The sequence below is a fragment of the Mucilaginibacter boryungensis genome (genome assembly GCF_015221995.1).
Taxonomy (GTDB): Bacteria; Bacteroidota; Bacteroidia; order Sphingobacteriales; family Sphingobacteriaceae; genus Mucilaginibacter; species Mucilaginibacter boryungensis.
This window is the reverse complement of sequence record NZ_JADFFM010000002.1, coordinates 158,743-173,784: the sequence shown is the minus strand read 5'-3', so window position 1 is coordinate 173,784 and position 15,042 is coordinate 158,743. Positions and strand designations below refer to the sequence as shown.

The following is a 15,042-nucleotide window of genomic DNA, read 5'->3' as shown; positions in this document are numbered from 1 at the left end:
ATTCTGCATATTTGCTAAAATACAAAAATAATCTGCATTGAGTTTTTCAAGGTTCATAGCTGCCCGTATAAGTTTCAAATCAAAACGTACATTTTCAAAGCTGATTGTACGCATAGCCATTGTTGGTATTATGCTGGGCCTGGGCGTAATGATCCTCTCACTGGCTATTATTAAAGGGTTTAAACAAGAGATCAGGGAAAAAGTTCGGGGTTTTGCAGCCGATATCACTATTTACCGGTACGATCTGAACAACTCGTTCGAGATATCGCAAATAGTAGAGGACAACGCCTTTATCAAACGTATCAAAAGTTTGCCTTATGTTGCCGGTATTTCGGCATTTGCTACTAAGCCGGGTATTATTAAAGCCAATAACGAAATTGAGGGAGTGGTACTGAAAGGCGTTGGTGAAGATTACGATTGGTCGTTTTTTAGTAAAACACTGGTAGCAGGCCGGGTAATAAATTTTAAGGATACCGTAAACGAGATCATGATATCCACCTACACGGCCAACCGCTTAAAATTAAAGCTGAACGATAAGTTTTTGATGTACTTTGTACAGCAACCGCTGCGCAAACGCAAGTTTACCATAGTGGGTATTTATGATGCGGGGGTAGAAGATGTGAATAAGGTTTTCGTAATAAGCAGCCTCTCGCTAATACAGAAGCTGAATAACTGGAACCCCAATGAGATAGGCGGCTACGAAGTGCGGGTGCGCGATTTTGACCATGTAGAGGAATACAATCAGGGTGTGCGCGATCAAATGCCGGTAGAACTGAGATCGTACACTATTAGTGAAAATTACCAAACGATATTTGAATGGCTGAAGCTGCTGGATGCCAATACCCAGGTAATATTAGCGCTGATGCTGGTAGTAGCGGTTATTAATATGATATCGGCGTTGCTGATTATGATACTGGAGCGCACCACCATGATAGGTATGCTGAAGGCTATGGGGGCCACTAACTGGAAAATACAGGAAATATTTTTATACAACGCGGTTTACCTGATAAGCATTGGCTTATTGCTGGGAAACGTTTTGGGGTTAGGTTTGGGCTGGCTGCAATATCAAACACATTTTTTTAAGCTGGATGAGGCATCCTACTACATGAAATTTGTACCGATACAGTTTGATTGGGTAGATGTGCTTTTACTGAACGCCGGCACCCTGACCATATCTTTACTGGTACTTATCATCCCATCTATGCTGGTAAGCCGTATTACGCCGGTAAAAGCTATAAAGTTTAAATAATCCCTTAATATATCTGGTAACCCAGGCCCAGCCTGAATAATTGACTGTATACTTTGGCATTGTTGCTGCCAACATAGCCGGCCATGTGGTTTGTTAATCCCTGGGCAAAACTGCCATTTAGGGTAAACTTATTGTGGTGTAAAGCTAAGCCTAAGCGCAAACGGGCATCATTTGGCGGGGTGCCTCTGTCGCGCTTACTGCGGTAGGTAGTAACCGTGCCGTTATAATTTACATTAGCTACACCATTTTCACGGCTGCTTAATCCCACGCCAACATCTACTCCCGGTAAAACATCAAACGTGCAGTTTTTTAGTTTTATCCTGTAGCCGATATAGGGATTAATGTTAACAGCGTAACTGTTTAAATAGGTGTGACCGGAGATGTCGGGAGACGTTGTAGTTGTTTGCACATACGGCATCGCTACATAACTGGATATAAAATTATTGATATTTACTTTACTTCTTAAAATTTCATAGTCGGTTTGCACGCCAAATATAAAACCTGTAGGGCCTACTAAACTTAACTTAAACCCCGCTCCATAGCTAAATGCAAAATGTTTTCCGTAAGGGTCGTTGGTGTAGGTTTCATCGGCGTGCGAACCCTCAAGTATATAGCTATCGTTAACTGCAGATGCTCCGGTATAATGAAATAAGCCAGTATTGGCTTGCACCGAAATTTCCATTTTTTGCGCGTATGAATACAGTGATAAGCCTAAAATAAAAAGGATAAGTAAAGGTTTTCTCATTTTTTTGAAGTTTGAAAGTTCAGCTTCAGGTTAATACCGCCTGCGCCGAACTTTATTTGCTGTGAGCCTAAGCCATCAAGCGGGTATTTTAAAAATGGCTCGAAGATCAGACGGTTGCTTTTGCCTAACTGGTAGCCTACGCCAAAGGATACGTTAAGTGTTTTTGCCACATCGAACCCACTGAAGCTGGTATGGGTGATGGCTTGCTGATCGGTTTTGGCGTAGGTATAGTTAAGGGTATATGTTTCATTAATAAACGTCCCCGAACTTAGCCCTGCCGAAATGTAGGCATCTGTTTTTTGCGGGTTAAACTGGTATTTTAAATTGATGGGAATATCTAAACCAATAAGTTTGGCGTTATAATCGCGCAGGGCAGGCGATACAAAGGTAGCAATAGCGAAGCCCCTCAATCCATTGGTGTTAGAACCTGTGACGATATTGCTGCCCACAGGGGCCGAACTGGCGTATACTTGGTTAAGCGCGGTTTTTGCCAGCGATACGGCATTATTCAGGTCGCCGCCTTCAATGGCACTATTACTGTACTTTAGCGTGTTTTGAGCAATGGCCACGCCCGCAGTAAGCTTTAATCTTTTGGTTAATTTAAAGTCGGAACTAAAGCCCGCGCCTACGTTAATGTTGTTATCGCTACCCTTAGCATAATTAAAATAAGTAGCCGCGTAAACACTCATGGTCGTTTTCTTACCCGCTGCGTTTTGGGTTTTATTCCCGCTATTTTTCACAGCAGTTTTGTCATTCAGCATTTGCTCGATGGTGATACCCGGCGATGACTTTGGTGTTTGAACCGGATTAGTACCTGCATATTTTTCTGCAGGATTGGTTATTACACTATCGGTTGAGTTACCAACAGCAGCAATGCCCGTGTTTTTAGATATAACCGATGCGCTGTCGTGTTTGGTGATAACCGCAATTGGATTGCCTTGTGTGCTGTTTTGGGATACGGCCGGTTTATCAACAGGGTTATTTGTTGTAGTTTGTATGCCGGTTTTAGCCTGGTGCGGAGTACTGACAGCCAATTGCGGTTGTACCGCGGCAGACGGGGCTTTTAAAGTATTGCCTTGTGCAATATACGGCGTAGCGTTGCTGCCTGTTTGATGTGACAAAGAATCAATGGCCGGAGCTGCGTTAACAGGTGCATGTTGTTGAATAATTGTTTTAGGATGCTTAGCCTGCAAGTTTAAGTTTTGGGTTTCATTGGGTTTAACAATAAACCACAGCCCTATACCTAACAGCACCACAGCGGCAGCAGCATACCATAACCAGGCCAGGCCACGGTGTTTTTCCTTTTCAGGGAATTTTTCACGCAGCAATGCCCAACCCTTATTAGCCGTGGTATCTTCGTAATTATCAAATACCTCGCGAATGCGGTTATTCAGGTCGTTATATAATTTATCCTCGTCCATCATTGCGCTGTCACTATTAGTTTTCTTAATTTTTCCTTAGCCCGGGTTAAATAAACCCGCGATGAGCTTGCCGGGATAGCCATCATATCAGCAATCTCATCGTGGCTATAGCCATCAATTTCGTACAGGTTAAAAACGGTACGCTGTATTACCGGCAGGGTATCCATCAATTTTAAAATATCCTGTGCGCTAATATTTTCAATAATATAAGTGCCTGCGCTTAATGGCATGGCATTATCCAGTTCCATATTGGCCTGGTGTTTCAGTTCTTTTCTGCGCCTGTCAATAGCTGTGTTAACAATAATAGTTCGCAACCAGGCTTTAAAAGGTTTGGCCACATCATACTGTGCCATGGTATTAAATACTTTTATAAAACCATCATTAGTAACTTCCATAGCATCATCCCGGCTAAAGCAATAACGCATGGCAATGCCCATGGTAAACCCATAGTAATGCTTATAAAGCATTTCCTGGTGTTTTAGGCTGCCCCGTTTGCACTGGCCTATCAATTCAGCTTCGGCAATGCCTTGTGGTAGATGCATTAAGTGTTTTAGTACCGTTTTTTGATGATCAGTTTTTTAGCCTCGTAAGTTACTACGCAATTAAAAGGCATATTGCTACAATTAAATATAAAAAATATTTATCGGCAATAAAAAAGGCCGTATTAAACGGCCTATATCATTTGCTACAATCTTTTGCTATTGCTTTGTTAAATTGTAATAATAATCAAGTGTATCGCCTACAACAGCTTCAATTTTAAAATTAACGCCATTATAACTATACAAATAAGTACCCGATAAATGCACTTTTGACAAGCTGGCAGTCGAGCTGTAAGTTTTATCGGCAAATTGCACATAGGTAGGGTCCATAGAAAAATCGCCAAAGCTACCGGCATGTACAGTGGCAGTATCGCCTGTTACCTTATAACCTGTTTTCAGATCCATTGTTAAAGTTAAATTAGCCTTAACAGTATCATATTTTTTGGTAGCAGGGCTATAGTGTATCTTCATAAACGGCCCGGCAAAAGTACCTGTAGGCGCGTTAAAAGATACATCGGCATCGTTACTATGCTTTAAACAGCCTGCACCAAGCATTACTATAAATGGTAAAAAGAAAATGATTGCACGTTTCATAAAATAGTGTATTTATTAATGGGGTATACGTATCAGGAGTATAAAACGCTACAAGACGTGGCATTATTTTATAGTTTTTTTGCTTCATTCCAAAATACATCCATTTCAGCCAGCGTCATGTCCTGTAACTTTTTGCCGCTATCCTGTGCTTTGGCTTCCAGATATTGAAACCGTTTAATGAATTTCCGGTTTGTTTTTTCCAGCGCATTTTCCGGGTTAATGTTAATGAACCGCGCATAATTGATCAGCGAAAACAACAGGTCGCCAAACTCACCTTCGGCTTTTTCATGGTCAATAGCGCTATTGTCTTCCGCGTTAAATTCCGACCGGAATTCCTGCATTTCTTCTTCAACCTTTTCCCAAACCTGGTTTTTATGCTCCCAGTCGAAGCCGATACCACGCGCTTTCTCTTGTATGCGCGATGCCTTCACCAATGCCGGTAACGAAGCAGGTACACCACCCAGGACGGATTTATTACCTTCCTTTAATTTTAGTTTCTCCCAGTTACGCTTTACATCATCTTCATTATTTACTTCGGTATCGCTGTAAATATGCGGGTGACGGGTGATCAGCTTATCGCAGATACCGTTTAATACATCGGTTATATCAAACTCTTTGGTTTCGGATGCTATACGGGCATAAAAAACCAGGTGCAGCATAATATCGCCCAGCTCTTTTTTTACCTCCTGCATATCGCAGCCCAGTATCGAATCAGACAGCTCGTAGGTTTCCTCAATGGTTAAATGGCGCAGGCTTTCCATGGTCTGTTTCATATCCCAAGGGCAGTTCTCGCGCAGATCGTCCATTATTTTCAACAGGCGCTCAAAGGAAGCAGCCGGGGTAAAGCCAGTATCAGGAGGTATAAGAGGCATATATTTGTTGTTTATGTCTAAGCCACGACAAGCAGAACTTATCGGATGACATGGTTCAAAGGTATAAAGATAGAAAAGAATGTCTTAACCTTGGTTTAACAGATTGAAGGATTACCAATGATATAGAAATATTGTAATCTGATGAATTGGGTTTAATCCCGGTTCAAACTTTCGTCGCCCTTAACATCTCCCGCTTTCCCGGTGCTCCAGGCGCTTTTTCCACTTTCAATCCCAATGCCTTTAGCATGCGTTTTAAATTACCGGTTATGGCGTAAGTGACAAATACACCACCAGGTTTAAGGAATTGAATAGTATGGCCAATTGCTTCCTCGCTCCACATTTCGGGTTGGTGGGCTACGGCAAAAGCGTCGAAGTAGATGATGTCATACAACTCGGCACTTTCAAACTCGGGCAATTTGCAGTGCGCGGTTTTCAGCTGGCAAAATTCGTTTACGCTAACCAGGTGATTAATGGATGATGGGTACCAGCTTAAAAAGTCATCCCATAGTTTGGGGGGAATGTATGCCTCGTAACCGGTTTGGTCTATCATTGTTGTACTTAAGGGGTATGCCTCAATACCGGTGTATTCCAGTTTAATTTGCTTGTTGGTGCAAAAATCGGCACTCAATAAAAAATTAAGCCCGGTGCCCAGGCCAACCTCCAATACCGATACGGCTTGCGCATCCGCGCCGGCTAAAAAATGGCGCAGGCCTGAATTCAGGAATACATGTGTACTTTCCTGCAAAGCCCCGTGGCGCGAATGGTAATTTTCGCCAACAGCAGGATTGAAAATCGTTTTAGAACCATCGCCGGTGATGACAAAAGATAATTGCCCCTCAGTCCCCTGAAGGGGAAGTTGTTGTTCATCATCATAGTGTTGTTTACCCATATTGTATTTTGTTCCCCCTTTAGGGGGGTAGGGTGCTTAATTCAAATATTTTGTCACCACCTCGCCCATATCATAAACCGGCACAGCGGTAATTTTTGCGGCTATAATGCTGCTTCCGGCTGCCGAGCGGTACCCAGCCGCGCAATGCACCACAATGGGCTTGTTGGTTGGTATCTCGTTTAAGCGCTCGCGCAATTCAGGCAGGGGGATAGTTAAAGCGTGTTCGAATAATTTGCCTTCGTTTATTTCTCCCCAGTTGCGGGCATCAATAATGGTATATTTATCGGGGTTTGCTTCAAAGTGGGCCAAGTCAAATACCGGCGTGGTTACCGTAGCTACTTCATGCGGCACAACCTGTGCTGATATGATATTTTTTTCGTAGCCTATTTTGGCTGTTTTCCTGATCACTACTTCCAGCTTTTCTGCATCTCCGGCCATCAGGTAAAATGGTTCATCGGGATTAATAACCGAACCCAGCCAAGTTTCAAACCTGCCGCCATCCTGCAGGTTTATTGCGCCTGCTACATGCCCTTTTTTAAATTGAGCAGACGGGCGGGTATCAACAATTAAAACATCGTTCTTAAACACCCGGTGATCAATACGCGGGACAGCCAATATGTTTTCTTCCACGCTGTCCGCACCCTTCTTATTCAGTTCTACATCATACCCAAAATAGCGCGGGATAAAAGGCTGGTCGGTGGTAAGCAATTGTACAAAGTGCATTTCATCCATCAATTGCAGCGCATAGTTTTCACGCAGTTCGCGGCCGATGGTGCTACTTAGGTCGGGGCTTATATTTTTGCCGCAAAGCGAACCGGGCCCGTGGGCGGGATAAACCGTAACATGGTGCGGTAATTTCATCAGCTTATCGCGCGTGCTGTGGTACATTTGCCTGGCCAGGTCCTTTTTTAACGCGGTAATGTTACCGGCGTTCTCACGCAGGTCAGGACGGCCTACATCGCCCACAAATAGCGTGTCGCCTGTAAAAATATCGGTTTGTTTGCCATTCTCGTCCTCAACCAAAATACAAATAGAATCGGGCGAGTGGCCAGGAGTGTTTATGGCGATCAGCTTAATATCACTTAGCGAAATTACATCGCCATCATCAAAAGTTTCATGCGGGTACTCGGCGTCAACCAGCTTGCTTACATAAATGGTAGCGCCTGTTTTTTGATGGATTTCTAAATGCGAGCTTACAAAATCGGCATGGGGGTGGGTCTCGATTACGCCGGTTATCTGCGCTTCGTGCAGCGTGGCAAAATCGTAATAAGGCTGCGGGTCGCGGGCGGGATCGATAACAACCATGCTGCCGTTGCGGATAACCGCGTATGATGCATGGGCCAATCCCATATCGTAAAATTGATGAATGATCATATAGCTTAAGTGCCACAAAGGTAGTGCTTTAGTTAAAAGTGTTAAAATGGGTAAAGTGGTTTAATTGTCAACATTTTAATATGTTACGAACATGGGTTGATAAATAATACAAAATACCGTTTTGGTTTTTGGTATAAAATTACTATGTTAGCATAATAATTGCAAAACTATGAGCCAGGAACTGATAGATTTTTCTGCCCAGATTGATGAACAGTTTGTAATGGAAGATTGCGTGGAAGAAAGCATTTTTACTTACGTGCTGAGTGTTTTTAATTGATTTGAGATAAGGAAATCATTAAACCATGTCATTTCGAACGAACTCGGGCTGACTGCGTAGGGGAGTGAGGAGAAATCTTATACGATTTCTTATCGCGCGTATAAGATTTCTCCTCGCTTCCGCACAGCCTATTCAGTGTTCGTTCGAAATGACACGGTGGCTGTATGCCCAAAAAAAGCAGGTACACCTTTCGATATACCTGCTTTTTTTACCTGTAATATCAGGCTGAATATATTACGGGAATTTTACGCCGTTATACGCTGAAACATCTGCCTGCGGAATGCTTGATCCGTATTTTGCGTTGATAGCCTTTATAAACTCGTTAGCAACAATGGCGTAACCGCGCGGGGTTAAGTGCACACCATCTAACGAGAATATGCCGCCACTGATATAGTTTGAGCTTAAGCTAACTCCATTAACTATAAGTCCGTTTGCTTTTACATTGCTCAGGAACGTATAAGCATCAAACACAGCTAAGTTGTTTGCAGCGGCAATAGATGTGATGGTTGAATTATAAGAAGTTACATAATCCTTCACCAAAGCCTGCTCGTTCACATCCAACACATACTGGGTTTGGATAGGGTTGCGCGGGTCTAAACCATACGGATAGGTACCTACCCCGGCAGTGGTTGATCCAATTAACGATGTTGGGAAGGTAAGCGTGATCAAATCTTTAGCTGTAGCCGCGCGCGGAGCATAAGTAGAACCCGAAACCAGTGCGCTAATATATAATGCCTGTACAGCGGGGTTGGCTTTTTGCACGTTTCCTAAAATAAGCGGTACCGTAACAGTGTTAAAAAATGGTATAGTAGTAACATCAGGAATAGTAGCTACCGCGCCTTTTGCGCCTGAACCGCCCGTACCACCTGCAATTAATTTGCTGATGGATAACTGGTATAATTGAGCAAAGGTGGTTTTATCTGTTAAAACATCGCCGGCGCCGCCTGATGTGGCATAGCCTAAAGCATCATTATTGCCCAGCCAGTCGGTAAAAAAGGTAAACGGCTTAGCGGTAACAAAATCAAGGTAGGCTGTTGTATTTGTTGGGGTATTACCAGCCAGCAGCCTTTCGTAATAACCATTAAGATTGCCATATGATGTAAGCGTTACATGCAGTAATTTAATACCAGGCACACCGTAATTGTTTAAATCGCCGGCATATTTGGTATAGGTAGTTACATTACCGAAACCCGGCACAGCCACTACACCTGTAACTGCCAGGTTGGTAGTAACAGGGGCTGTGATAGGCGACCCGGTGGCCGGGTCGAACCCTGTTAATTTTAAATATCCCGATCCGTTAGCCTGTGCTTCGGTAAATAGAGGCTGGGTAAAAGTACCGCCGCCAACCTTTGCCATTTGCGCGGCAATAATGCTGGGGTACGAGTTTAGCTGCCCTTCGCGGTATAAACCATTATCGGCATAACCGGCAGTTAAGGAGTTACCGACTGAAATATACCTGCTAAAGTTAGCTGTACCTGCCGACGGCTTAGGTACATCAATATTGGTTTTACAAGCTGTAAAGCTTAGCAGCCCCGCGGCAACAATTAGGTATGAATATGTTCTTAAATTTTTCATGAAATCAAAATATTAAAGGTTACCAGTGATAAGCAAGTGATATACCCGGTATGTAAACGTTGGTTTTAAATGTACCCGAAAGGTTCGATTCGATATTGGTTTGCTGGCGCGCGCCAACACTTTCGTATTCGAAGGACAGGTCCAGATCAAGATGGTTAGCCACTTTATAGCCAAAACCGGCTGTTAAATAAAAGCGGTTGGCATCAGGCGCTTCGGGGGTTACATAGCCGTTAGGCACCGGGGTGGTAGTTAAACCGCCGCCAATCCGGAAGGCCATTTTATCGTTGCTTTTATATTCGGTACCAAGGCGGAATGATATCGCATCTTTATAGTTACGGGGCGAATAAGTATCGGCCAAAGCTGCGGTGTTGCTGGCATAATCAAAAGCTAAAGCTTTGTACGCGCTCCAGCCAATGTAATTCAAATCCATTGCCAGCGTCCATTGTTTGGTTGGATAAACGCCTATACCAAAGGATGTGGTTGCGGGTAAAGGTATACCCGATGAAAAAGTATTTGGCTGCGGGAAGTTAGCTTGTACCGATGCGGGTACGGTGAAGATAGCATTGCCGCCGTTAATATTGGTATTTACTTTAGAACGGTGGGTAAAACCAACAGTTACACCCGATTCTGTTTTGAAGTAAATGCCCGCGTTCCAGCCATAGCCTTTGCCATTGCCCTTCAGTTCGGCCTGTCCGTCTGCACCGGTAGAACCTGATAGCGGGATGGCCCGGGTTAGATCAACGCTGGCACGGTTATAAACAAAGCCACCGCCAATGCTTACAAAATCAGCAAGCTTGATACTAATGGTTGGCTGAATATAAATGGCTTTCAAATCTAAGCTTTCCAATGCGTATTTACCTGTCCAGCTGGTTCCCCAGTCGGTTAAACCGCCAAAAGGGGTATACACACCTAACCCTAATTTCCAGAATGAATTTTTAGGCCCCCAAACAGCGTAAGCGCTAAACGGAGTAGCAATTTTATTAGCGTTATTATATTGGGTGGTCGACCCGGTAGCCACAAATGCCGATTTAAACATCAGCGGACTAATACCGGCCTGTATATAATTTTCAGGTAACATGGCCACAGCACCGGGGTTAAATAGTACCGAAGCACCGTCCTGCAGTAAGCCGGTACCTGTATGGCCCATGCCTATTTGCTTTTGTCCGTGTAGGTTAACCTGGAAGCCCTGGGCAAACGCCATTACGGGAACAGTTGCCAGGAGCAGGAGTAGTAGTTTTCTCATAATATATATAAAAGGTTTATAATAAGCTGTTAACGTTGGGCGCAACAAGCAGTTTTAAAAAAAATAAAAATAGTCTCTATTCAATAGAAAAAAAGGGCTATAATGCGGAGATATTAGTCAATATGTCGGAGAAAACTTTAAATTTAGTTTTACTAATAAGTTAACCATTAAATGCACAAAAGGTTGGTGAATAATAACTATCAACATAAAATAATTTAGCGTATGGCTAAAAAGATAGGGCAATTAAGCTTATCGAAATTTGCAGACCTGTATGCAGACAATTTTGTAAGTAATGATTTTTTTGTGGCCGATGAGAAACAACTGCTTAGTTTAAGCGAGTTCCCCTACCGGTCGGATGGGTATATTATCGGCATTTGTACGCGCGGTACCGCCCGGGTTGAAGTTAATTTGCAGGTGTATGAAGCCGTACCCGATGCCATGCTGCTGGCCACACCCTTCCATGTACTGAGGATATATAACGCCAGTGCCGATTTTTTATGCCGCTTCCTGGTATTCTCTAAAGCTTTTTTAACAGAAAATAACGGCAACAGTCATTTTTTAGAAACCTTTGGATATTTTAAAAATACCTCGATACCTGTGATATACCCCGATAATGCGGACGCACGGATGATACTGGATGTTTATTTGCTGATGAAACAAAAAATAGAGCGGCAGGACCACCCTTACCGGTTGGAAATATCGCGCAGCATACTTACTACTTTACTGTATGAAGTGCAATCGGTTTATGAAAAGCAGCACACTATTATTAAAGCCAAGCAAACCCGTAAACAGGAATTGAACGTGCTTTTCCAGGACCTGGTATTTCAGCATTATAAAGAACACCGCACCGTGCAATACTACGCCGATGCGCTGTTTGTATCGCCCAAACACCTTACCGAAACCATTAAAGATGTAACAGGCCGCACCGCGGGCGAATGGATAGATGATGCCGTAATACTGGAAGCCAAGGTGCTGCTGCGCAATAATGATATCAGCATAGCCAACGTAGCCGCTGATATCCATTTTCCCGATCAATCAACTTTTGGTAAGTACTTTAAAAAACATACAGGCATGTCACCGTCAGATTTTAGGGTGGTAAGCGGAAATTGACTCACCTCTCTTCGCCTGTGGGGTAAAGAGGATTACTACACTGAGGCCGGTTTATGGTTCGACTCACCCGGTCATACTTGCGCTCGTTTGAAACGAGTGCTTAACACTGTCCGGCGTCTGTGACGCCATATGCAATACAATCGCATAACCAATTTAAGCACTCGTTTCAAACGAGCGCAAGATTATTGGGAAGCGTCGTCGGATCAGTTCCGACATTTTGACCAATATCTCCGCATTGCTGACCTTTCATCCGGAATTTATCTCGTCTAATTTTGCCTTTAATTATAAACCGGATAAAGCTGCCTTATGCTTTATTAAATAGATATCTGATTACGTATGAGCACTACCGAAATAGCAGGCGCCTTAAAAGGCGGGGAATTTTTGATCAGGGATACGCAGGCCGAAAATATTTTTATTCCTGAAGAATGGAACGAAGAACAGCTAATGATAGCCCAAACCTGTACCGATTTTCTGGCGCAAAATGTAGTACCTAACCTGCAGCGAATTGACGAACAGGAAGAAGGCCTGATGCCGCACCTGATGGAAGAAGCCGGTCAGTTGGGTTTGCTGAGCATATCTATACCCGAAGAATACGGTGGTTTTGGTAAGGATTTCAAAACATCCATGCTGGTAACAGAGAAGCTGGGCGCGGGCAATTCGTTTTCGGTGGCGTTTTCGGCGCATACCGGTATTGGTACCCTGCCCATATTGTATTACGGTACTGAAGCGCAAAAAGCTAAATATATCCCCAAACTGGCCAGCGGCGAGTGGAAAGGCTGTTATTGCTTAACCGAACCCGGCGCCGGGTCGGATGCTAACTCGGGCAAGGCGAGGGCAAAGCTATCTGATGATGGAAAATATTATCTCATTACCGGGCAAAAAATGTGGATCACTAACGCTGGTTTTGCTGATGTGTTCACCGTATTTGCCAAAATAGATGATGATGAGAACCTGAGCGCATTCATTGTAGAAAAAGGTTTTGAAGGTTTATCACTGAATACCGAAGAACATAAAATGGGTATCAAGGGGAGTTCAACCCGGCAGGTGTTTTTTAACGATTGCAAAGTGCCGGTAGAGAACCTGCTATCCGAACGGGGCAACGGTTTCAAAATAGCGGTAAATATCCTGAACCTGGGCCGTATCAAGCTGGGTGGCGCTACAATTGGGGCCAGCAAAATGATTATTGACTATTCGGTGAAATACGCTAACGAGCGCGAGCAATTTGGCAGGCCCATTGCTAAATACGGCGCTATCCGCTATAAAATTGCCCAGCAAGCTATCCGTACTTATGCTTCTGAATCGGCTATCTATCGCGCCAGTCAGAATATGGAAGAAGCCACCGAGCATATGATAGCCCAGGGCATGGACCCTATTAAAGCGAAACTAAAAGGTACCGAACAATATGCCATCGAGGCGGCAATTATTAAGGTAGATGCTTCAGAAACTTTGGATTACGTGGTAGATGAAGGCGTACAGATCTACGGCGGTATGGGCTACAGCGCTGATGCGCCTATGGATAGGGCTTACCGCGATTCGCGGATCAACCGGATATTTGAGGGCACTAACGAGATCAACCGCATGCTGACGGTGGATATGATGCTGAAACGCGCCATGAAGGGCGAGCTGGATTTGATGGGTCCTGCCCAAAAAGTTGCAGGCGAACTGATGAGTATCCCCGATTTTGGCGCTACTGAAGAGGAAACACTGTTCAGCAAAGAGAAAAAATATGTGGCCAATTTTAAAAAGGCCGTACTAATGGTAGCCGGCGCAGCCGTGCAAAAACTAATGATGCAATTAGGCAAGGAACAGGAAGTGTTAATGAACCTGGCCGATATGCTGATAGCCTTGTACGTAGCCGAATCATTGCAGTTGCGGGTAGAAAAACTGGTGGGCATGCGTGGCGAGGAAGCATGTGCCGGTCAGTTGGATATTATGCGTGTGTTTATATATGATGCTGCCGAAAAAATATTGAAAGCGGGTAAAGAAGCCCTGAATGCATTTGCCGAGGGCGATGAACGCCGTATGATGATGATGGGCCTGCGACGCTATACCAAAACCGAAGACTTTAATACCACAGCCGCCCGCAGGAATATTGCAGCTATGGTAATTGCAGAAAATAAGTATTGTTTTTAACAGCGGTTTTGCAGCTATGAACGTATTTTATGAAGGACAGGTTCTATGGTCGCAAATTGATGCTAACCAGCACATGCGGCATTCGGCTTATGCGGATATTGCCGCGCAGGCACGTTTGAATATGCTGGAAAGCGTAGGCCTTAAAACTACCACACTGTTTGAATATAAAATTGGCCCGGTGCTGTTTCGCGAAGAGTTAAGGTACCTGCGCGAAATTTCCCTGGGCGACGATGTGAAAGTAAGTTGCGAGATCATCAGTTCAAGGGCCGATGGTTCCCGCTGGACCATCCGCCATGAAATTTTTCGTGGTGATGGCACAAAAGCAGCTATCATTATAGCCGAAGGGGCATGGATAGATATGAAGAAGCGTAAACTTGCCATACTGCCTGCCGCTATAAGCGAAATGTTTGCCAAAGCGCCCCGGGCCGATGATTACCAGGAGCAGGGGCCAAAGCTTAAGGCTGAAACCCAGTAATAAATTCTACCAAAAATATCTACTATGAGCGACCTGAAAACAAGTTTTGAACAAGCTGTAGCGCAAAGCAAGCAACTAAGTAAGCGCCCGGATAACGAGACGTTACTGAAGTTATACAGCCTGTACAAACAAGCCACCGAGGGCGATATGCCCGACGATGCCGAAAAACCCAAAATGTTTGATTTTGTAGCGCAGGCCAAATACGATGCCTGGAAAAACCGCAAAGGTACACCTATGGATGCCGCCATGCAGCAGTATATCGATTTGGTGGAGGGGTTGAAGGGAAAATAACTACGTCATGCCGAACTTGTTTCGGCATCTCACTTGCAAAGTTTTTCCTGTACAGTTTATCTCGTGATGGGATGCCGAAACAAGTTCGGAATGACGTTGGGTTACTTTTGCTACCCGAAATTTTGACAAATGTTTCCGCCATATAAACCTTTGTTAATTGCTTTGGAATGCGTTAATTGCACATGAACCAATACTAAATGTATAAACCCGCCGGTAGTTGCTGCATCTGTAAATACGATCAGGGTTGCCCGCTTA

14 protein-coding genes are annotated in these 15,042 nt (G+C 44.0%); 5 read left to right on the top strand and 9 right to left on the bottom strand.

What is annotated here, in order from left to right; all coding sequences use genetic code 11:
- Window positions 1–37: 37 nt before the first annotated feature.
- Window positions 38–1,249, top strand: a complete 1,212-nt coding sequence (locus IRJ18_RS13590) for an ABC transporter permease (protein ID WP_194106865.1) — start codon at window positions 38–40, stop codon at window positions 1,247–1,249.
- 4 nt (window positions 1,250–1,253) lie between these two features.
- Here the strand turns inward: IRJ18_RS13590 and IRJ18_RS13585 are convergent, their stop codons facing one another.
- From IRJ18_RS13585 to IRJ18_RS13545, 9 genes are all read right to left on the bottom strand, one after another.
- Entirely contained in the window at window positions 1,254–1,994 is a 741-nt protein-coding gene (locus tag IRJ18_RS13585; protein WP_194106864.1) for a hypothetical protein, read from the bottom strand.
- Window positions 1,991–3,418, bottom strand: coding sequence for a hypothetical protein (locus IRJ18_RS13580; protein WP_194106863.1), 1,428 nt, complete (start codon window positions 3,416–3,418; stop codon window positions 1,991–1,993). The genes IRJ18_RS13585 and IRJ18_RS13580 overlap by 4 nt, the downstream gene beginning before the upstream one ends.
- Window positions 3,415–3,957, bottom strand: a complete 543-nt coding sequence (locus tag IRJ18_RS13575; RefSeq protein ID WP_194106862.1) for an RNA polymerase sigma factor — start codon at window positions 3,955–3,957, stop codon at window positions 3,415–3,417. The genes IRJ18_RS13580 and IRJ18_RS13575 overlap by 4 nt, the downstream gene beginning before the upstream one ends.
- A gap of 156 nt (window positions 3,958–4,113) precedes the next feature.
- Window positions 4,114–4,548, bottom strand: coding sequence for a hypothetical protein (locus tag IRJ18_RS13570; protein WP_194106861.1), 435 nt, complete (start codon window positions 4,546–4,548; stop codon window positions 4,114–4,116).
- 68 nt (window positions 4,549–4,616) lie between these two features.
- Window positions 4,617–5,420 carry a nucleoside triphosphate pyrophosphohydrolase gene (gene mazG / locus IRJ18_RS13565; protein ID WP_194106860.1) on the bottom strand — a complete coding sequence of 268 codons (804 nt, stop codon included), beginning with the start codon at window positions 5,418–5,420 and terminating at the stop codon, window positions 4,617–4,619.
- Between the two features lie 163 nt (window positions 5,421–5,583).
- Entirely contained in the window at window positions 5,584–6,309 is a 726-nt protein-coding gene (gene mnmD / locus IRJ18_RS13560) for a tRNA (5-methylaminomethyl-2-thiouridine)(34)-methyltransferase MnmD (RefSeq protein ID WP_194106859.1), read from the bottom strand.
- Between the two features lie 36 nt (window positions 6,310–6,345).
- Window positions 6,346–7,683, bottom strand: a complete 1,338-nt coding sequence (locus IRJ18_RS13555; protein ID WP_194106858.1) for a rhodanese-like domain-containing protein — start codon at window positions 7,681–7,683, stop codon at window positions 6,346–6,348.
- A 511-nt stretch (window positions 7,684–8,194) separates the two neighbouring features.
- Window positions 8,195–9,535 (bottom strand): SGNH/GDSL hydrolase family protein, encoded by a 1,341-nt coding sequence (locus tag IRJ18_RS13550; protein WP_194106857.1) that lies wholly within the window; start codon window positions 9,533–9,535, stop codon window positions 8,195–8,197.
- A gap of 19 nt (window positions 9,536–9,554) precedes the next feature.
- Window positions 9,555–10,778, bottom strand: coding sequence for an OmpP1/FadL family transporter (locus IRJ18_RS13545; RefSeq protein ID WP_194106856.1), 1,224 nt, complete (start codon window positions 10,776–10,778; stop codon window positions 9,555–9,557).
- Window positions 10,779–11,000: 222 nt separating this feature from the next.
- Between IRJ18_RS13545 and IRJ18_RS13540 the strand changes: the two genes are divergently transcribed.
- The 4 genes from IRJ18_RS13540 to IRJ18_RS13525 all read left to right on the top strand — a co-directional run bounded on the left by IRJ18_RS13540 (window position 11,001) and on the right by IRJ18_RS13525 (window position 14,787).
- Window positions 11,001–11,888 (top strand): helix-turn-helix domain-containing protein, encoded by an 888-nt coding sequence (locus tag IRJ18_RS13540; RefSeq protein WP_194106855.1) that lies wholly within the window; start codon window positions 11,001–11,003, stop codon window positions 11,886–11,888.
- A 336-nt stretch (window positions 11,889–12,224) separates the two neighbouring features.
- Entirely contained in the window at window positions 12,225–14,021 is a 1,797-nt protein-coding gene (locus IRJ18_RS13535; RefSeq protein WP_194106854.1) for an acyl-CoA dehydrogenase family protein, read from the top strand.
- A 16-nt stretch (window positions 14,022–14,037) separates the two neighbouring features.
- Entirely contained in the window at window positions 14,038–14,496 is a 459-nt protein-coding gene (locus tag IRJ18_RS13530) for an acyl-CoA thioesterase (protein WP_194106853.1), read from the top strand.
- Between the two features lie 24 nt (window positions 14,497–14,520).
- Window positions 14,521–14,787: an acyl-CoA-binding protein gene (locus tag IRJ18_RS13525; protein ID WP_194106852.1), complete on the top strand. Its 267-nt coding sequence runs from the start codon at window positions 14,521–14,523 to the stop codon at window positions 14,785–14,787.
- Window positions 14,788–15,042: the final 255 nt, after the last annotated feature.